Annotated in this window: 17 protein-coding genes and 1 riboswitch; of the genes, 7 read left to right on the forward strand and 10 right to left on the reverse strand. The window is 69.3% G+C overall.

What is annotated here, in order from left to right; genetic code table 11:
* Positions 1-60: 60 nt before the first annotated feature.
* Positions 61-230: riboswitch (cobalamin riboswitch) on the reverse strand.
* A 22-nt stretch (positions 231-252) separates the two neighbouring features.
* The 4 genes from ACIQTP_RS16210 to ACIQTP_RS16225 form a co-directional block, all read right to left on the reverse strand.
* Positions 253-759: a GNAT family N-acetyltransferase gene (locus ACIQTP_RS16210; protein WP_403400277.1), complete on the reverse strand. Its 507-nt coding sequence runs from the start codon at positions 757-759 to the stop codon at positions 253-255.
* 120 nt (positions 760-879) lie between these two features.
* The gene (gene mctP, locus ACIQTP_RS16215) at positions 880-2490 is read right to left on the reverse strand and encodes a monocarboxylate uptake permease MctP (RefSeq protein ID WP_402035618.1); all 1611 of its coding nucleotides are present in this window, start codon (positions 2488-2490) and stop codon (positions 880-882) included.
* Positions 2487-2768 carry a DUF3311 domain-containing protein gene (locus tag ACIQTP_RS16220; RefSeq protein WP_403400279.1) on the reverse strand — a complete coding sequence of 94 codons (282 nt, stop codon included), beginning with the start codon at positions 2766-2768 and terminating at the stop codon, positions 2487-2489. The genes mctP and ACIQTP_RS16220 overlap by 4 nt, the downstream gene beginning before the upstream one ends.
* Positions 2769-2884: 116 nt before the next feature.
* Entirely contained in the window at positions 2885-3649 is a 765-nt protein-coding gene (locus tag ACIQTP_RS16225; RefSeq protein ID WP_402035622.1) for a GntR family transcriptional regulator, read from the reverse strand.
* Between the two features lie 425 nt (positions 3650-4074).
* Here ACIQTP_RS16225 and ACIQTP_RS16230 point away from each other — a divergent pair, with 425 nt between their 5' ends.
* The 4 genes from ACIQTP_RS16230 to ACIQTP_RS16245 all read left to right on the forward strand — a co-directional run bounded on the left by ACIQTP_RS16230 (position 4075) and on the right by ACIQTP_RS16245 (position 9333).
* Positions 4075-5361: an extracellular solute-binding protein gene (locus ACIQTP_RS16230; RefSeq protein ID WP_101400573.1), complete on the forward strand. Its 1287-nt coding sequence runs from the start codon at positions 4075-4077 to the stop codon at positions 5359-5361.
* A gap of 619 nt (positions 5362-5980) precedes the next feature.
* Positions 5981-6967 (forward strand): carbohydrate ABC transporter permease, encoded by a 987-nt coding sequence (locus tag ACIQTP_RS16235; RefSeq protein WP_403400281.1) that lies wholly within the window; start codon positions 5981-5983, stop codon positions 6965-6967.
* Positions 6964-7812 carry a carbohydrate ABC transporter permease gene (locus ACIQTP_RS16240; RefSeq protein WP_402035627.1) on the forward strand — a complete coding sequence of 283 codons (849 nt, stop codon included), beginning with the start codon at positions 6964-6966 and terminating at the stop codon, positions 7810-7812. Before ACIQTP_RS16235 ends, ACIQTP_RS16240 begins: the two co-directional genes overlap by 4 nt.
* Positions 7813-7821: 9 nt before the next feature.
* Entirely contained in the window at positions 7822-9333 is a 1512-nt protein-coding gene (locus tag ACIQTP_RS16245) for a glycoside hydrolase family 3 protein (protein WP_403400283.1), read from the forward strand.
* Positions 9334-9431: 98 nt separating this feature from the next.
* On the opposite strand, the gene nagB is transcribed toward ACIQTP_RS16245, so the two are convergent.
* Positions 9432-10217, reverse strand: a complete 786-nt coding sequence (gene nagB, locus ACIQTP_RS16250; protein WP_403400285.1) for a glucosamine-6-phosphate deaminase — start codon at positions 10215-10217, stop codon at positions 9432-9434.
* Between the two features lie 340 nt (positions 10218-10557).
* Here nagB and ACIQTP_RS16255 point away from each other — a divergent pair, with 340 nt between their 5' ends.
* A complete protein-coding gene (locus tag ACIQTP_RS16255) occupies positions 10558-11634 on the forward strand; it encodes an SIS domain-containing protein (RefSeq protein ID WP_403400287.1) in 1077 nt (358 codons plus the stop codon).
* Positions 11635-12071: 437 nt separating this feature from the next.
* Positions 12072-13538 (forward strand): sensor histidine kinase, encoded by a 1467-nt coding sequence (locus ACIQTP_RS16260; RefSeq protein WP_403400470.1) that lies wholly within the window; start codon positions 12072-12074, stop codon positions 13536-13538.
* Between the two features lie 231 nt (positions 13539-13769).
* Here the strand turns inward: ACIQTP_RS16260 and ACIQTP_RS16265 are convergent, their stop codons facing one another.
* Positions 13770-14027, reverse strand: a complete 258-nt coding sequence (locus ACIQTP_RS16265) for a WhiB family transcriptional regulator (RefSeq protein ID WP_006380970.1) — start codon at positions 14025-14027, stop codon at positions 13770-13772.
* 319 nt (positions 14028-14346) lie between these two features.
* Positions 14347-15315, reverse strand: coding sequence for a diacylglycerol kinase family protein (locus tag ACIQTP_RS16270; protein ID WP_391399544.1), 969 nt, complete (start codon positions 15313-15315; stop codon positions 14347-14349).
* 158 nt (positions 15316-15473) lie between these two features.
* Here ACIQTP_RS16270 and ACIQTP_RS16275 point away from each other — a divergent pair, with 158 nt between their 5' ends.
* A complete protein-coding gene (locus tag ACIQTP_RS16275; RefSeq protein WP_403400290.1) occupies positions 15474-15923 on the forward strand; it encodes a hypothetical protein in 450 nt (149 codons plus the stop codon).
* 151 nt (positions 15924-16074) lie between these two features.
* Here ACIQTP_RS16275 and ACIQTP_RS16280 read toward each other — a convergent pair whose 3' ends face one another.
* The 3 genes from ACIQTP_RS16280 to ACIQTP_RS16290 all read right to left on the reverse strand — a co-directional run bounded on the left by ACIQTP_RS16280 (position 16075) and on the right by ACIQTP_RS16290 (position 18104).
* Positions 16075-17172 (reverse strand): RNA polymerase sigma factor SigF, encoded by a 1098-nt coding sequence (locus ACIQTP_RS16280; RefSeq protein ID WP_402035637.1) that lies wholly within the window; start codon positions 17170-17172, stop codon positions 16075-16077.
* Positions 17169-17582 (reverse strand): anti-sigma regulatory factor, encoded by a 414-nt coding sequence (locus ACIQTP_RS16285; protein WP_054228129.1) that lies wholly within the window; start codon positions 17580-17582, stop codon positions 17169-17171. The genes ACIQTP_RS16280 and ACIQTP_RS16285 overlap by 4 nt, the downstream gene beginning before the upstream one ends.
* A gap of 261 nt (positions 17583-17843) precedes the next feature.
* Complete coding sequence (locus ACIQTP_RS16290; RefSeq protein ID WP_402035640.1) at positions 17844-18104, reverse strand: UBP-type zinc finger domain-containing protein; 261 nt, start codon at positions 18102-18104, stop codon at positions 17844-17846.
* Positions 18105-18133: the final 29 nt, after the last annotated feature.

Here is an 18133-nt window from a genome sequence, read left to right on the forward strand (position 1 = left end):
ACACGGCGTCGCGTCCACCGGCCCATTCCGCGAGGCCCGGACGTCATGCACCCGGGCCGGATGGCCGGGCGCGCTGTCGGCAGGTCCTCGGACTGACGCGAGTACATGGGCGCGGATGTGCGAACACGTACAAGTACACCGTTGCGGGACAGTTCCGGATTTGCACCGGATTCCCCTGCGGCGACAGCGAGCATGAGCATACATCTTGTGCCGGGCTGCGGTGACACCACCAGATGTTGTGTCGTGCCGGTGTCAGAGTGTCAACTCATAGGTGAGGAGAGTGATGTCGTCGAGTTCCGGGAGCGGGTTCCAGTCGCGGTCGGGGGTGCGGGTGAAGCCGAGGCGTTCGTAGATGCGGTGGGCGGCGTGCATGGTGCGCTGGGTGGAGAGGACGATGCGTACGCAGCCGGTGGTGGCGCGTGCGTGGTCGACGCAGGCGCGGACGAGGGCCTCGCCGGCGCCACGGCCGCGGGACTCGCGTGCGACGGCGAGCATACGGATCTCGGCCTCGCCGGGGCGGGCTATGTCGGCCATGGGTCCGCCGCGCGGTACGAAGGTCACGGCGCCGAGGATGTGGCCGTGGTCCACGGCGACGAGGACTTCCGCGGCGGCGGCCCGTTTCGCCACGTCCCGCAGTTCGCCGAGGTACTCGTCGCTCTCCCCGAAGTCGAGCAGGTCGTCGCCGAGATAGGCCCCTGCGGTGATCTCGCCGATGCGGTCGTATTCGTGGGGCTGGGCGTCTCTGATGCGGAGGTCCATGCCGGTGAGTGTGCAACACGGCGCGGGAACGGGCCGCCGGATTTGTGTCCGACGGCCCGTGGGGGTTGCTTGGTGCGGTTCTTCGGCTGCGGGGGGGGGCTGGTCGCGCAACCCCCGGCCTTAGTGGGTGGACCCGGCCGTGGCCGGCGGGAGTTCCGTCTTGACGCCCGGGTCGCCCGCGTCCGCCGTGTAGTCCTCCGGAGACGTCTCGTCGACGCCGTCCGGCGCGTTGAAGGCGCGCAGGGCGAAGGTGAGGACGACGCTGACCACGACGTTCAGGACGAAGGCCGTCAGACCGATGTAGCCGATCTCCCCGATACCCGGGATCTCCTTCGAGCTGCCGCCGAAGTGCTTCTGGGTGGGAGAGGCGACCCCGTACGCGGCGAGCGTGCCGTACAGCATGCCCACCGCCCAGCCACCGAGCAGCGCCCAGCGGTGGAACCAGCGGGTGAACAGGCCACCGACCAGCGCCGGGAAGGTCTGGAGGATCCAGATGCCGCCCAGGAGCTGGAAGTTGATCGCGACCGTCTTGTCCATCGTCAGGACGAAGACCAGCGCGCCCACCTTCACCAGCAGCGACACCAGCTTGGAGACCCTCGTCTCCTGCTGCGGGGTCGCGTCCGGCTTGATGAAGTCCTTGTAGATGTTGCGGGTGAAGAGGTTCGCGGCCGCGATGGACATGATGGCCGCCGGTACGAGCGCTCCGATGCCGATCGCCGCGAAGGCCACCCCCGCGAACCAGTCCGGGAACATGTTCTCGAAGAGCTGGGGGATGGCGAGCTGGCCGTTGGTGACCTTGACCCCGGCCGCGATCGCCATGAACCCGAGCAGGGCGAGCAGCCCCAGCATCAGGGAGTAGAGGGGAAGGATCGTGGTGTTGCGGCGGATCACCTCACGGCTGCGGCTGGAGAGCGTCGCGGTGATCGAGTGCGGATACATGAACAGCGCGAGCGCCGACCCGAGCGCGAGCGTGGCGTAGGTCCACTGGCCCGCTTCTGCGGGCACGAGACCGCCCGCCCCCGCCGCCGTGTACTTGTCGCTCGCCGCCTTGAAGATCTCGTCGAACCCGCCCAGCTTGATCGGGATGTAGATGATGGCCACCGCGATCACGATGTAGATCAGGGTGTCCTTCACGAACGCGATCAGGGCGGGTGCCCGCAGCCCCGAGGAGTAGGTGTACGCGGCCAGCACGCCGAACGCGATGAGGAGCGGAAGGTCCTTCACGAACCAGTTCGTGTTCTCGCCGCCGCCCACGCCCATCACATCCAGGACGGCCTGGATGCCGACGAGCTGGAGCGCGATGTACGGCATGGTGGCGAGGATGCCGGTCACGGCCACGGCGAGGGACAGGCCCTTCGAGCCGAAGCGCCCGCGCACGAAGTCCGAGGTCGTCACGTACCCGTGTTTGTGGGAGACCGACCACAGGCGGGGGAGGAACGTGAAGATCAGCGGGTAGACGAGGATCGTGTACGGAACGGCGAAGAAGCCGGCCGCGCCCGCCGCGTAGATCGCCGCCGGTACGGCGACGAAGGTGTAGGCCGTGTAGAGGTCGCCGCCGAGCAGGAACCAGGTGACCCAGGTGCCGAACGACCGTCCGCCCAGGCCCCATTCGTCGAGGCTGTGCTCGTTGTCCGGCCTGCGCCAGCGCGCGGCCAGGAAGCCCATGACCGTGACGGCCAGGAAGAAGAAGATGAAGACGCCGAGCGCGACGCCGTTCACGCCGTCCTTCACTTCGCCGCACCCCCGCCCTGGGAGGCGCGGGCGCGCTGGTCACGCTGCCACAGCTGGTACGCGGTCACGGTGAGGGCCGTGGAGACGAGCACCCACAGCATCTGGTACCAGTAGAAGAACGGGATGCCGATGAAGGCCGGGTCCATCTTGGCGTAGGAGCCGACCCACAGCATCGCCACGAACGGGGCGATCAGGCACAGGGCGATGACCACCCGGATCGGTGTCACCACCGGCGGTTCGACCTTCGGCGCGTCTGAAGCGTCTGACACGTCTGACATACGGCGGCTCCGTCCCCTCGCTGTTCACCTGTGCAATGCGCAGGCAATCTAGGCGACGGTGTCAGCCAAGCGGAAGCCCTCGTCCGTATCTCGGTCCGGGCGACGCGACAGGCGGGCTACTCCTGCGGGCGCTTGAGCCGTGCCACGAACTTGTACCGGTCGCCCCGGTACACCGATCGCACCCACTCCACCGGCTCGCCCTGCCGGTCCAGCGAGTGCCGGGAGAGCATCAGCATGGGCAGACCGACGTCGGTGCCGAGCAGCCCGGCCTCGCGCGGGGTGGCCAGTGAGGTCTCGATGGTCTCCTCGGCCTCGGCGAGGTGGACGTCGTACACCTCGGCGAGCGCGGTGTAGAGAGACGTGTACTTCACCAGGCTGCGGCGCAGCGCGGGGAAGCGCTTCGCGGAGAGGTGGGTCGTTTCGATGGCCATCGGCTCGCCGCTCGCGAGGCGCAGCCGCTCGATGCGCAGCACCCGGCCGCCTGCCGAGATGTCGAGCAGCTCGGCGAGGGTGTCGTCGGCGGTGATGTAGCCGATGTCCAGGAGCTGCGAGGTGGGTTCAAGGCCCTGGGCGCGCATGTCCTCGGTGTACGAGGTGAGCTGGAGCGCCTGGGAGACCTTGGGCTTCGCGACGAACGTGCCCTTGCCCTGGATGCGTTCGAGGCGGCCCTCGACGACCAGTTCCTGGAGGGCCTGGCGCACGGTCGTGCGCGAGGTGTCGAACTCGGCGGCGAGGGTGCGCTCGGGCGGTACGGGCGTACCGGGCGGCAGTGTCTCCGTCATCTCGAGCAGGTGCTTCTTGAGGCGGTAGTACTTGGGCACGCGCGCGGTACGGATGGGGGCCCCACCCTCGTTCTCCGCACTGCTGACGTCGGTGCTCATGCTCTGCCTTCCCGGCTCCGGGTGCCGAAGCGACCGACATCCCGTCGGTCACGGCTCACATCGTGGCACGGCTTCATGCGCGAGTGTCCCCCCGCACGCTCCGTGATCCCCTCTATATACCGTCGGCGTACCCGTTGGTCTAGTCCATAGTGTGGACTCGGCGCGGCCGAGGGGTGCGTGAGGCCGATGAACGGCCCCGCCGTTTATGCCACTTACCTACTTAAAGGTCCTTGCATATGTAGGTCCCATAACGGACGACCAGTCGGGCTTACACACCCTTGACACCCCTCTAGGTCTAGGCCAAGCTCCCCGTACTGGTCTACACCATTGGTCCAGTCCCAGTCCCACGGGCAGTACTCGGCAGCGCTTCGGCAAGTGTCACCGCGGTGGGCAGGGGGGTTTATGGCATCCCTGAGGAGGGTGGCGTGAAGCGGAAGCTGGCAGCCGCGATCGGTATCGCGGGCATGATGGTCTCCATCGCGGCGTGCGGGAGCAGCGACAACAAGTCCGGGGGGTCGGACAAGGGCGCGGACGCGAAAGCACTGACCGTCTGGCTCACGGTGGACGCGCAGAACAACTGGCCCGAGCTGGTGAAGGCCGCCGACGCGGCGGTGCAGAAGGCGCACCCGGGCGTCAAGATCAACCACGAGTACTACGGCTGGCCGGACAAGAACACCAAGCTCGACGCGGTCCTCGCCACCGACAAGGCGCCCGACGTGGTCGAGATGGGCAACACCGAGATGCTCGGCTACATGGTCAAGGGCGCCTTCGCTCCCATCGACGCGTCGAAGCTCGACAACTCGGCCGCGTGGCTGGACGGCCTGAAGGCCTCCGTCACCTACGACGGAAAGACCTACGGCGTGCCGTACTACGCCGGTGGCCGTGTCGGCAACTGGCGCAAGGACGTGGCGGCTTCGGTCGGTGTCAAGACGCCGCCGAAGACGTACACGGAGCTCATCTCCGACCTGGACAAGATCCAGAAGAAGGAGGGGAGCAAGTTCAGCGCCTGGTACCAGCCGACGCGTGACTGGTACGCCGCGATGTCCTTCGTCTACGACGCCGGCGGCTCCATCGCCAAGGAGGACGGCGGCCAGTGGAAGGCCAACCTGTCGTCCCCGGAGTCCATCAAGGGACTCAACGACTGGAAGACCATCGTCGACAAGTACATGCACGGCGACAAGACCAAGGACGAGTCCGACCGATACATCGTCTACGGCCAGGGCAAGTCCGCCATGATCTTCGGCGCCGCGTGGGAGGGTGCGACCTCCGAGGACCCGAAGAACGACAAGACCGGCAAGCTCAAGGGCAACCTCGAGAACTTCGTGATGCCCGGCCCGTCCGGCAAGAACCTCCCCGTCTTCCTCGGCGGTTCCGACCTCGCCGTCCCGGTGAAGTCCAAGGCGCAGGCGCTCGCCGCCGAGTGGATCAACGCCTTCACGGGCTCCGCCGGTCAGAAGGGTCTGATGGCCAAGGGCAACCTGCCCAACAACAAGACCGACCTCGCCACCCTCAAGAACGACCCGGCGACCGTGGTTCCGGCCACCGCGGCCGAGTCCAACTGGTTCGTGCCGATGGCTCCCGGCTGGGGCCAGGTCGAGAAGGCCCAGGTCCTGCAGACCATGCTGCAGAACATCGGCACCGGCAAGAAGTCGGTCGAGGCCGCCGCGAAGGACGCGGACGCCGCGATCGACAAGGTGATCAACACCAAGTGACGTGAGCACGGGGCCTGGTGGGACCCCGGGGCCCTTCGGGGCCCGGGTTCCTGCCGCTTCCCACGACGATCACGCGGGGACCCGGCGACGTACGACCGCGCGGGGTCCCGGCCACGTACGACCGTGCGAGGCCGGGCCGCGTACGACCCGCGCCGGACTCGGACCGTGCGGAACCGAGCAGAACCGGCCGGGCCACCTCGTGCACGACCGGGAGGGCCCGCCCCGGCGAGCGACCCGGGTACGGCCGCGGGGGTCCGCTCCCGTGCACGACCTGCGCGGGGTCGGCCCGTGTGCGACCCGGGCGGGGCTCGGACTGCCGGGGTTCGGGCCGTGTACCACCGCGCGGGGTCCGGACCGCGTACGACCTGGATGGCTTTCGCCCGGGTACGACCGCACCGGGGCCCCTGTACGACCGCGAGGGTCCGCCCCGCGTACGACCGCGAGGGCCCGCCCCCGCGCAGACCGTGCGGAGCCGGGCCGCGTACGACCGTGCGAGGCGCCGGCCGCGTACGGCCCGGGCGTGTTTCGCCCGCGTTCGACCGTGTGGGGCCTGCCCCGCGTACGACCCCGTGCGGGGCTTCGACCACGTACGACCTGAGGGACCGCTGAGGAGCGCGCGATGAGTGCCGCAGACACGACCACCCCCGCCAAGGTGCCGCCGCCGCGGCAGGCACCGCCACCGGCCGTCCCCAAGGCGCCACGCAGAAGGCGGACCTCGGGCGGGACGGCGGTCCCCTGGGCCCTGCTCGCGCCCTGTCTGCTGATCCTCGCGCTGGTCATGGGCTATCCCCTGGTCCGCCTGGTCACCCTCTCCTTCCAGAAGTTCGGACAGTCCCAGCTGTGGGGCTTCCAGCCTGCCGAGTCGGTCGGCTTCGACAACTTCAGCAAGGTGCTGGGCGACAGCGAGTTCTGGACGGTCGTCGTCCGTACGATCGTCTTCGCCGGCGGGTCCGTCGTCATCACCATGGTCCTCGGCATGCTGATCGCGCTGCTCCTCCAGCGCGTCTCGGGCTGGGTGAAGACGCTCATCAACATCGCGCTGGTGGCCAGCTGGGGCATGCCCATCATCGTGGCCACCACCGTCTTCAAGTGGCTCTTCGACTCCGACTACGGCGTCTTCAACGCGCTGCTGAGCAAGCTGCCGGGCGTCGACATGGTCGGCCACAACTGGTTCGCCAGCGGCCCCCAGGGACTGGCCGTGATCATGCTCCTGGTGGTGTGGGGCGCGGTGCCGTTCGTCGTCATCACACTCAGCGCGGGGCTGACCCAGGTGCCGAGCGAACTGGAGGAGGCGGCCCGGCTGGACGGCGCCGGCGGGTGGGGCGTCTTCCGTTACGTCACGCTCCCGATCCTCAAGCCCATCGTCGTGATGCTCACGACGCTCTCCGTCATCTGGGACATGGGCGTCTTCCCGCAGGTCTTCGTGATGCGGGGCGGCCACCCGGAGGCGGAGTTCCAACTGCTCACCACCTACTCCTACGACCGCGCCTTCGTCGTCAACGACTACGCGCAGGGGTCGGCCATCGCCCTGCTGACGGTGCTGTTGCTGCTGGGCGTGGTCGCCGTGTACATGCGTCAGATGCTGAAGATCGGAGAGGTCGAATGAGCACCCTCGCCACGGCGGGCCGGCGCCGGGGGAAGTCCAAGCTCGGCTGGAACCTCCTCGGCCTCCTCGCCTTCGTCATCGTGGGCTTCCCCGTCTACTGGATGCTGAACACGGCGTTCAAGCCGGCGAAGGACGCCATCGACCCGGACCCGAGCCTGTTCCCCACGGGGCTCACGCTCGACAACTTCCGTCGCGCGCTGGACATCGCGGACTTCTGGGGCCCCGTCGGCCGCAGCCTGATCGTCTCCCTGTCGGTCGTCGTGATCGGCGTCGTGGTGGGGATGCTGGCCGCGCTCGCCATCTCCCGCTTCGCCTTCCGCGGCCGCAAGGTCGTGATCGTCGGCATCCTCGCGGTCCAGATGATCCCGCTGGTCGCCATGATCATCCCGGTCTTCCTGCTGCTCAACGACCTGAACCAGTACGACAAGCTCTCCGGCCTGATCATCACGTACCTGACCTTCATCCTCCCCTTCACGGTGTGGACGCTGCGCGGCTTCATCGTCAACATCCCCAAGGAGCTGGAGGAGGCGGCCATGGTCGACGGCTGCTCGCGCACCGGAGCCTTCATACGGGTGGTCTTCCCGCTGCTCGCACCCGGCATGGTCGCCACGTCCGTGTACGCGTTCATCCAGGCCTGGAACGAGTACCTCTACGCCCTGATGCTCATGAGCCAGGAGCACCAGACCGCCACCGTCTGGCTCGGCAACTTCACCACCAAGCACGGCACCGAGTACGCCCCGATGATGGCCGGCGCCACGATGATGGCCGTGCCGATCGTCGTGCTCTTCCTCATCGTCCAGCGCAAGATGGCCGCGGGGCTGACCGCGGGCGCCGTGAAGGGATAACGCCCCCCGATGACGACACTCGCCAGTGGTACGACCGCGTCCTCTTCCGACAAGAACGGCTTGGCGCGCGACGCGCTCACCGTCCTTCAGCCCGGTTTCACCGGAACCACCGCCCCCGACTGGCTGCTGCGCCGCCTGGGCGAAGGGCTCGCCGCCGTCGGCCTGTTCGGCCGGAACATCGCCTCGCCGGAACAACTCGCGGCCCTGACCGCCCAGTTGCGCGCGGAGCGCGACGACGTCCTGGTCGCCATCGACGAGGAGGGCGGCGACGTCACCCGCCTCGAGGTCCGCGCCGGCTCCTCCTACCCCGGCAACCACGCGCTGGGCGCGGTCGACGACGTGGAGCTGACGCGGGAGGTGGCCTCGGCACTCGGCCGCCGCCTCGCGGCCTGCGGGGTGAACCTGAACTGGGCCCCCTCCGCGGACGTGAACTCCAATCCCGACAACCCGGTCATCGGCGTACGGTCCTTCGGCGCCGACACCGAGCTGGTGGCCCGGCACACCGCCGCCTACGTCACCGGACTCCAGTCCGCGGGCGTCGCGGCCTGCACCAAGCACTTCCCCGGCCACGGCGACACGGCGGTCGACTCGCACCACGCGCTGCCGCGTATCGACGCCGACCTGTCGGTCATCGAGGCCCGCGAACTCGCCCCGTTCCGTGCCGCGATCGCCGCCGGCACACGCGCCGTGATGAGCGCGCACATCCTGGTCCCGGCGCTGGACCCGGACCGCCCGGCCACCCTCTCCCGCCGCATCCTCACCGGCCTGCTCCGCGAGGAACTCGGCTACGACGGCCTGATCGTCACCGACGGCATGGAGATGCAGGCCATCGCCGGGACGTACGGCATCGAGCGGGGCAGCGTCCTCGCCATCGCGGCCGGCGCGGACGCGATCTGCGTGGGCGGCGGGCTCGCGGACGACGAGACGGTACGGCGTCTGCGCGACGCCCTCGTCACGGCGGTGCACGCCGATGAACTGCCCGAGGAGCGCCTCGTGGACGCGGCGGAGCGGGTACGGGCGCTGGCCCGTTGGACGGCGGCGGCCTCCGCGGCCCCGCCGGCCGCCGAGCGGGAACCGGCCGACGTGGGGCTCGTCGCCGCCCGGCGCGCGCTGACGGTGACACGCGCGCCGTCGTACGCGCCGGTGGGCGCGGCGCCGTTCGTCGCCGCCTTCACCCCGGTGGCGAACATCGCCGTCGGTGACGAGACCCCCTGGGGCGTGGCCGCGGAACTGGCCCGGCTGCTGCCCGGCACGCAGACGGGCAGCTTCGCGGGGGAGGGGGCGGCAACGGCTGTCCTGGCCGCCGCGGGCAGCCGCCGCGTCGTCGCCGTCGTCCGCGACGAACACCGGCACCCCTGGATGGCGGCCGCCCTGGACACACTGTTGCGGGAACGTCCCGACACGATCGTGGTCGAGATGGGCATTCCCCAGGCCCCGCCCCGGGGCGCCCTCCACATCGCCACGCACGGCGCGGCGAGGGTGTGCGGCCGGGCGGCGGCGGAGGTCATCGCGGGCGAGTGACGACCTGTGGGAAGCAGCAGGAAGGTGCCGGACCTCAGGGTCCGGCACCTTCCTGCTCTCTTCGCTTGCCCTTCGTGCTTCTCTTCGCGCCCTCGGGGTCAGATCCCCTGCCAGTCCGGCTTGTTCGCGAACGTGTGCCGGAAGTAGTCCGCCAGCTTCAGCTTGGACGCGGCGGCCTCGTCCACGACGACCGTGGCGTGCGGGTGGAGCTGGAGCGCCGAGGCGGGGCACACCGCGGCCACCGGCCCCTCCACGGTCGCCGCGACCGCGTCGGCCTTGCCCTCACCCGTGGCCAGCAGGACCAGATGCCGCGCCTCCAGGATCGTGCCGATGCCCTGGGTGATGACGTGGTGCGGCACCTGCTCGATGTCGCCCCCGAAGAACCGCGCGTTGTCGACCCGGGTCTGCTCGGTCAGCGTCTTGATCCGGGTCCGCGAGGCGAGCGAGGAGCAGGGCTCGTTGAACCCGATGTGCCCGTCGGTGCCGATCCCGAGCAGTTGGAGGTCGACGCCACCGGCCGCGGCCAGCGCCTTGTCGTACGCCTCGCACGCGGCCTGGACGTTCTCGGCGGTGCCGTCCGGGCCCATGAACGCGTCCATGCCCAACCCCAGCGGTTCGAGCACCTCGCGCCGCAGCACCGACCGGTACGACTCGGGATGCTCGGCCGGCAGTCCCACGTACTCGTCGAGCTGGGCGACCCGGGCCCGCGAGGCGTCCACGGCACCGGAGCCGACCTTCGCCGCCAGCGCCTGGTAGATGGGCAGCGGCGTCGAGCCGGTGGCCACGCCGAGCAGAGCGTCGGGCTTGCGCCGGAGCAGCTCCGCCATGGCCTCGGCGATCAGCTCGCCGCCCGCCTTGGCGTCGGGAACGATGACAACTTCCACGCTGGGCCTGCCGATCTGGAGAGGGGCTCGCCGGGAACAGTGAGGGAACACATGTGGTGTAGACCAATCTAGCAAAGGAGTCCCACCCACGGGCCGTCGTCCGTCGCCGGTTTCTCGATGCGTCCAGGCCCGCCGTCCGGACGCCCGTTCGCCACCCTCGTGAGTAGCTACACACCGGACAGAGCCCTGCCCACGGGCGATGAGATGCTGATACCGATCCCCGAGACCGCACCGCACGCACCGCCCCGCACCGCATGCACCGCCCCGCACGCACCACCGCGCACCGTCCCGCACCGGCCCACGGTCGACGCGTACGACCGGAACGTCCCCAGGAGGCCTCATGTCCGCCCCTACCCCGGACCCCCGGACCGACGACGACCGCCCGGGCCGGATCATGGCCCGGGAGATGGCCGAGCAGCCCGACGTGCTGCGCCGGATCCTGGAGGCGGGCGCGCCGCGGATCCAGGAAGTGGCCCGGCGGATCGCGGCCCGCGAACCCCGCTTCGTGCTGCTCACCGCCCGCGGCACCTCCGACAACGCCGCCCTGTACGCGAAGTACCTGCTGGAGATCCGGCTGGGCCTGCCGTGCGGGCTCACCTCGATGTCGACGACCACGGCGTACGGCGCGCGGCCCGATCTCACCGACGTCCTGGTCATCACCGTCAGCCAGTCCGGCGGCTCCCCGGACCTGGTCGCCTCGACCCGGGCCGCCCGTGAGGCCGGCGCCATCACGCTCGCGGTGACCAACAACCCGGACTCACCGCTGGCGGCCGTTTCCGAGTACCACCTCGACATCATGGCCGGACCCGAGAAGGCCCTGCCCGCCACCAAGACCTACACGGCATCCCTCCTCACCCTCTTTCTCTTCGTCGAGGGGCTGCGCGGCGGGGACGGTGCCGCGGCCAAGGCACTGCCCGATCTCGCCGCGCACCTCCTCACCCGCCAGGACGAGATCCGCACGCTCGCCTCCCGCTACCGCTTCGCCGAGCGCATGGTGATCACCTCGCGCGGCTACGGCTACCCCACGGCCAAGGAAGCCGCCCTGAAGCTGATGGAGACCAGCTACATTCCCGCGCTCTCGTACTCCGGCGCCGATCTGCTGCACGGCCCCCTCGCCATGGTCGACAACATCTCCCCGGTCATCGCGGTCGTCACCGACGGCAGGGGCGGCGAGGCGCTCCAGCCCGTGCTCGACCGGCTGCGCGGGCGCGGCGCCGACCTGGTCGTCATCGGCCCCAGGGCCCAGGTGGAACAGGCCTCGGCCGGGTTCGTCCTGCCCACCGAGGGCGTGGCCGAGGAACTCCAGCCGATCCTTGAGATCCTTCCGCTCCAACTCCTGGCCTACGAGGTCACCATCGCCCGCGGCCAGGACCCGGACGCGCCGCGCGCCCTGGCGAAGGTGACGGAGACCCGCTGACCATGGCCATCCGGCCCCGTTTATGAGCCGATCCGGTCCCCACCCGGGGCCGAACCGGGCTAGTCTGCGTGGTGGATGCTGTTGGAAGTTCGATAATGAGACAACAACAAACATCCGCCGACGCATGGACGCGGCACGTGGTCTAGTCCACACTGGGCAGGTAAAGCCTTCGATCGACGAAGCGTCGCTTACGGCGAGGCGTCGATCCGCACAAGCCTCCGTCTTCCCCGCACAGGAAGACGGACCGAGGAACCGGCGCTCTCTGCCCTGACTGCTCCGGCTCCTCTCCTTCGGCCGACCGGGACCGCACACCCCGTGGCCGTTGCTGCTCCGGGCTGCGGTGCCGGGAGGGTTGAGGGTCCCTCCCAGGCGCCGCGGCCCGCGGGTGTTTTCGGAGCCGGGCCAAACCCCCAGGTACGCTCGCACATGTGCCCTCCATGAACGACCTCGTCCGCCAGCACACCGCTCTCGGTGACTCCGATCTCGAGTGGTTGCATCTGCTGGTCTCGGAGTGGCAGTTGCTCTCCGACCTCTCTTTCGCCGACCTCGTGCTGTGGGTTCCCACCCGCGACGGCACGCGCTATGTCTCCGTGGCGCAGATGCGGCCCAACACAGGCCCGACCTCGTACCAGGACGACATGGTCGGCCACCTCGTCCCGCGGGGCCGCCGCCCCCTGCTGGACGCCGCGCTGGACGAGGGCCGGATCGTGCGCGAGGGCGACCCCGAGTGGCGGGAGGAGGTGCCGGTACGGGTCGAGTCCATTCCGGTACGGCGGGAGGGGCGCGTCCTCGGTGTCATCGCGCGCAACACCAATCTCCTCACCGTGCGCACCCCGAGCCGGCTGGAGCTGACGTACCTCCAGAGCGCGTCCGACCTCGCCCAGATGATCGCCGCCGGCTCCTTCCCGTTCTCCGGCCAGCAGGTCGACATGGACGCCTCCCCGCGGGTCGGTGACGGACTGATCCGCCTCGACGCCGACGGCATCGTCCAGTACGCCTCCCCGAACGCGCTGTCCGCGTACCACCGCCTCGGCCTCGCCTCCGACCTGGTGGGCCACCACCTCGGTGTGACCACCGCGGAACTCGCCCCCTCCCGCGGTCCGGTGGACGAGGCGCTGTCCAAGGTCGCCAGCGGCTGGGCGCCCCGCGAGTTCGAGATCGAGAGCGCCGACGGGGTGATCCAGCTGCGCGCGATCCCGCTCAAGCCCAAGGGCACCCGCGTCGGTTCACTCGTCCTGCTGCGCGACGTCACCGAACTGCGCCGCCGTGAGCGTGAGTTGATCACCAAGGACGCGACCATCCGGGAGATCCACCACCGGGTCAAGAACAACCTTCAGACGGTGGCGGCGCTGCTGCGGCTCCAGGCCAGGCGCATCGAGTCGGAGCGCGGCCGTGAGGCCCTGGAGGAGGCCGTACGACGGGTCGGCTCGATCGCCATCGTGCATGAGACGCTGTCTCAGAACCTGGACGAACGGGTGGAGTTCGACGAGATCGCCGACCGGGTGCTCGCCATGGTCGCCGAGATCTCGCCCGGAAAGGTCACCGGCCGCCGCACCGGCCGCTTCGGAATACTCGACGCCGAGGTCGCCACCCCGCTCTCCATGGTCCTCACCGAGATCCTTCAGAACGCGCTGGAGCACGGCTTCCGCGAAGGTGACCGGGGCACGGTCGAGGTCTCGGCGGTCCGCGGCGGCACCAGCAAGGAGACCCGGCTGCTGGTCACCGTCCAGGACGACGGGGTCGGTCTCCCGGAGGGCTTCGACCCGCACCGCTCGGGCAACCTCGGTCTGCAAATCGTACGGACGCTGGTGGAGGGCGAGTTGGGGGGCAGCTTCGACATGGTGGCGGCCCCGGAGCGTGGCACGCAGGTCATCCTGGACATTCCGGTGCGGGCGCACAAGTAGGAGTACATGTAGGGCTGCGAGGAAGTACAAGCAGAAGTGCAAGCAGCAGTACGGGTAGAGGTATCTGACGCACCCACAGGTCGTGCATGACAGTGGCCCCGGACCAGAAGGTCCGGGGCCACTGCTTACGCTGCTATGCGCATCGGGGGTACTGCGCGCTGCGGCTCGGGGGCGGGAGATGCGTACTCGCTGTACGCGCCGCCGGGCTCAGGCTCGTTACGGGGTGGGGTGTCAGGCGGTGGCCTGACGGGCCCGGTTGCGGGCGGCGCGACGCTTCATCGCGCGGCGCTCGTCCTCGCTGAGGCCACCCCAGACGCCGGAGTCCTGGCCGGACTCGAGCGCCCACTGCAAGCACTGCTCCATGACGGGGCAGCGGCGGCAGACGGCCTTGGCTTCCTCGATCTGCAGCAGCGCAGGACCGGTGTTGCCGATGGGGAAGAAGAGCTCGGGGTCTTCCTCGCGGCAAACGGCGTTGTGACGCCAGTCCATGGCTGCTACCTCTCCTTGGTATTACATGCACGTTGCTTGTGAATGTGAACGCTTTCACGAATCCCTCAACAAGTGAAGGGCCGACTGCCAGGATTCCCTGACGTGGTCCTGTGATTTGAGGAGGGGTTCTGGCTCTCTGTGGGGCCGATGTTGCGGGCCGTCCCGATCGCCACGTAGAGACTCGCAAACCTCAGCGGCGGATACAACCCCTTCCGGAAAGTTTTTTTTGATTCCTCGGTGTCGACTAGGTCACAGCCGTACTTCCATGGGGTGGACCCTGGTCTAAACGTTCGAGTGAAAGGACTTTGGGCCCTTCCGCTCACACAATCACACGCAGTGCACGGCGTACGCCTGTGAACGTCACGCTGGTCCGCAGTCCCAGGTGGTCGCCGTCCATCTGGAGGGGGAGCGGCGCCTTCGAATGCAAGGTGAAGTCGGTCAGGTCGTGCAGGGACAGGGCGTGCTTGCCATGGGGTCCGCGCTCGGGGGACGAAGTGAGCAACTGGGTGGCATACCGGGCAACCGCGCCCGTCGACATGCGGTTGAGAGCGAGTACGTCGAGTCCGGTATCGAACGAAGCCTTAGGCGACGCGTACACCGGACGATTGCCGAGAAACGTCCAGGGCGAGGTGTTGCAGATTATGGACATCACAAGATCGGTGACCGGGTCCTGGCCGGGCCGCTCCAGCGTGATCGTTCCGTGCCTGCGGTGAGGTTCGTCCAAAAACTGACGTGCCACTTGGCGCAAATAGAGGGCGTGGGTGGACCGCCTGCCGCGCTCACGCTGCTGTTCGACCCGGCCGATCACCCCCGCGTCGAAGCCGAGCCCCGCGCAGAAGGTGAACCAGCGGGAGGGGACGGCTTCGTCCTCGGTGCCGGGGGTGCCCGCCGCGAGACCGAGGCCGATCGCGCGCTCGCGGTCCTCTCTGAGCGCGTCCAGCAGGGCGCCGGTGGCCTCCACGGCGTCGTTGGGCAGGCCCAGGGCGCGGGCGAAGACATTGGTGGAACCGCCGGGGACCACCGCGAGGCGTGGCAGGCGGTCCAGGTCGGGGCCGTTGTGCAGAAGACCGTTCACGACCTCGTTGACGGTGCCGTCGCCGCCGAGTGCGACGACCAGTTCTATGTCGTCGCTCTCCCCGGCCTGCCGGCCGAGGTCCCGGGCGTGCCCGCGGTACTCGGTGGTGACCACCTCGAGCTTCATCTCGCTCGCCAGCGCGTGGATCAAGACATCGCGCGTGCGCGCACTTGTGGTGGTGGCTGCCGGATTGACCACGAGAAGTGCACGCATGCGATGCAGCGTACCTACCGAGGGGTACTGGTCCCAGACAGAGTTAGGGATCCGGTAAGAGATAGGGGCGTGAGTCTCGACACGGTGAGATGCGGGAGGCGGCGGGGGAGCGGCCGGGGTCCGGCCGCGTGCCGGGGCCCGGGGGATACCCTTCGGGGGTGAGCGCTGAGCAGATCCCCACCCCCGACGCCCCCACCGCGGAGCCCCGTCCCGGACGGCTGACCGCCGCGGCCGCGCTGGCCGCGCTGGAGGGGCTGGTCCTCGCCGTGGGGGGTGTGTGGATGCTCGTCCGGGGAGCCACGGGTGGCTCGGGGGACCGGCAGCAGGGCGTGACCCTGGGTGTGACGCTGATCGTGCTGGCGCTGCTGCCCCTGCTGGCCGCCCGCGGCCTGCTGCTGCGCCGCAGCTGGAGCCGGGGCCCCGCGGTCATCACCCAGCTCATGGCGCTGCCCGTCGCCTACAGCCTGCTCCGGGCGGACAGCGTGGCGATCCCCGCCGGAATCGCCCTCGCGGCGGTCGCGATCACGGCGCTGGTCCTGCTCGTCAGTTCCGAGACGACCCGGGCGCTGGGCATCCGCGGCCCCGGTGCCGCCGAGGAAACCAAGTAGCTTCGGCACAGGGTCCATACCGGTTGCGCGCCCGCTGGAAAGACGGGATCCGGGCCCGGGAGTACCGGGCTCGTCCGCCTACCGGGGACTCCGCGGGGGCGCCCCCGCTCGGCGGCTGTCCGGTTACCTCTTGCTCCTCTTGCTCCTCGGCTTACTCCTCGACCAGGAGCTTTTCGCGGAGCTGGGCGAGGGTGCGGGCCAGCAGGCGGGAGACGTGCATCTGGGAGATGCCGACCTCCTGGGCGATCTGTGACTGGGTCATGTTGCCGAAGAAGCGAAGAAGCAGGATCCGCTTCTCTCTCGGGGGAAGGTCCTCGAGCAGGGGCTTCAACGACTCCCGGTACTCGACGCCCTCCAGGGCCTCGTCCTCCGCACCCAGCGTGTCCGCGACCGCCGGGGACTCGTCGTCCGTGTCGGGGACGTCCAGCGACAGCGTGGAGTACGCGTTGGCGGACTCCAGGCCCTCCAGGACCTCCTCCTCCGAGATGGCCAGCTTCTCGGCCAGCTCGTGGACCGTCGGAGAGCGCCCGTGCTGTTGCGACAGCTCGGCCGTCGCCGTCGTCAGGGCCAGGCGCAGTTCCTGCAGGCGCCGCGGCACCCGCACCGCCCAGCCCTTGTCGCGGAAGTGCCGCTTGATCTCGCCGACGACCGTCGGAGTCGCGTACGTCGAGAACTCGACGCCGCGCTCCGGGTCGAAGCGGTCGACCGACTTGATCAGGCCGATGGTCGCGACCTGGGTGAGGTCGTCCAGCGGTTCACCGCGATTGCGGAAGCGGCGTGCGAGGTGCTCGACGAGCGGGAGGTGCATGCGGACCAGCTGATTGCGCAACTCCGCGTACTCCGCACTGCCGTCCTGCAGCTTGCGCAGCTCGATGAACATCGCCCGCGCGCCGCTGCGGTCCTGCGGGTCGTGCTGGATGTGCTGGGCGCTCGGCCCGTGCTGCGTGCCCTGCACGCTCTGCACCCCTGGCTTGTCGTGTCGCTCGTGCTCGCTCATAGTCCCGCCCGTCACCAGCAGCCGCCCTTCCGAGGACGTGCTCGGCGCGGCACCCTCCGGATCCCGTTGCCCGTCGTCCTGGCCGGAGAGGAGGCTCTCCTGTGCGTCCTCCGGGTGCGGCCGGGCCTGTTCGGGGATGCCGTCGACGCCTTCCACCGCGCGCCGCGGCCCGTCGAGGCCGTCGACACGTCCGGCGGGAAGCTCCCGTGTGCCGCGCTCTTCGTCCCGCACCGGCCCGTCCCCGTTCCTCACGCCGGCCCGGGTCCCGCGCCGCGCTGTTTGTAGAGGCTGATCGACACGGTTTTGTCCTCGGCGACGGTGGAGTCGACCTTGCCCGCGAGCGCCGACAGGACGGTCCACGCGAACGTGTCCCGTGACGGAGCGTGACCATCGGTGGTCGGAGCGGAGACCGTCACCTCGAGCGAGTCGTCGATGAGCCGGAAGACACAGCTGAGCACCGATCCGGGGACGGCCTGCTGCAACAGGATCGCGCAGGCCTCGTCCACCGCGATGCGGAGGTCCTCGATCTCGTCGAGGGTGAAGTCCAAACGGGCCGCGAGACCGGCCGTAGCCGTACGCAGCACCGACAGGTAGGCACCCGCGGCCGGCAGCCGGACTTCCACGAAGTCCTTCGTCGCGGGCTCGCCTGCGATCTGGGACACCCTCACCTCCAAGGTGGTACAAGCTCTTTCGAGCTCTTTTCGGGGGCCGAGGGTCGCCCCCCGGGGTAACGCGCTAGGTGGTTCAGCGGTGACGCTACCGCGCTCCCAAGTTTCCTGTCCTGGGGACCCCGTCCCTTGCTGTCACTCATAGTAAGCCTATGAGTACGGACAGTGGCTAGGGGTCTGCGGGCCCAAATAGGAAGAGCGCGCGCCGGGTTGACGTACCCAGGCGTCAGACGGTCGAACCGTCCGGGCCGTGGGTCACGCCAGTACGTGGTCGACGAAGCACCAGCGCCAGCTCTCACCGGGCTCGAAGGTACGCATCACGGGATGTCCGGTCTCCTTGAAATGCTCCGTCGCGTGCCGCAGCGGCGAGGAGTCGCAGCAGCCGAGGTGCCCACAGCTCAGACACAGCCGCAACTGCACCGGATGTGTACCGGCGGCCTGGCATTCCAGGCAGGTCTCGCTCAGCGGCCCGGGTTCGGGGTGCTGCAGCTCGTCGGCGTGCGTGCACTGTTTCATGATTGCCAGGTTACGTCGGGCGTGCGGGA

The organism is Streptomyces sp. NPDC090798, from assembly GCF_044768965.1.
Lineage (GTDB): Bacteria > Actinomycetota > Actinomycetes > Streptomycetales > Streptomycetaceae > Streptomyces.

Excerpts from the sequence above, each read along its gene's own strand:
- ACIQTP_RS16210 (WP_403400277.1), bottom strand. The coding sequence starts at position 759 with ATGGACCTCCGCATCAGAGACGCCCAGCCCCACGAATACGACCGCATC.
- ACIQTP_RS16240 (WP_402035627.1), top strand. The coding sequence starts at position 6,964 with ATGAGCACCCTCGCCACGGCGGGCCGGCGCCGGGGGAAGTCCAAGCTC.
- ACIQTP_RS16220 (WP_403400279.1), bottom strand. The coding sequence starts at position 2,768 with ATGTCAGACGTGTCAGACGCTTCAGACGCGCCGAAGGTCGAACCGCCG.
- ACIQTP_RS16235 (WP_403400281.1), top strand. The coding sequence starts at position 5,981 with ATGAGTGCCGCAGACACGACCACCCCCGCCAAGGTGCCGCCGCCGCGG.
- ACIQTP_RS16265 (WP_006380970.1), bottom strand. The coding sequence starts at position 14,027 with ATGGACTGGCGTCACAACGCCGTTTGCCGCGAGGAAGACCCCGAGCTC.
- ACIQTP_RS16270 (WP_391399544.1), bottom strand. The coding sequence starts at position 15,315 with ATGCGTGCACTTCTCGTGGTCAATCCGGCAGCCACCACCACAAGTGCG.
- ACIQTP_RS16290 (WP_402035640.1), bottom strand. The coding sequence starts at position 18,104 with ATGAAACAGTGCACGCACGCCGACGAGCTGCAGCACCCCGAACCCGGG.
- ACIQTP_RS16245 (WP_403400283.1), top strand. The coding sequence starts at position 7,822 with ATGACGACACTCGCCAGTGGTACGACCGCGTCCTCTTCCGACAAGAAC.
- ACIQTP_RS16255 (WP_403400287.1), top strand. The coding sequence starts at position 10,558 with ATGTCCGCCCCTACCCCGGACCCCCGGACCGACGACGACCGCCCGGGC.
- ACIQTP_RS16260 (WP_403400470.1), top strand. The coding sequence starts at position 12,072 with ATGAACGACCTCGTCCGCCAGCACACCGCTCTCGGTGACTCCGATCTC.
- ACIQTP_RS16225 (WP_402035622.1), bottom strand. The coding sequence starts at position 3,649 with ATGAGCACCGACGTCAGCAGTGCGGAGAACGAGGGTGGGGCCCCCATC.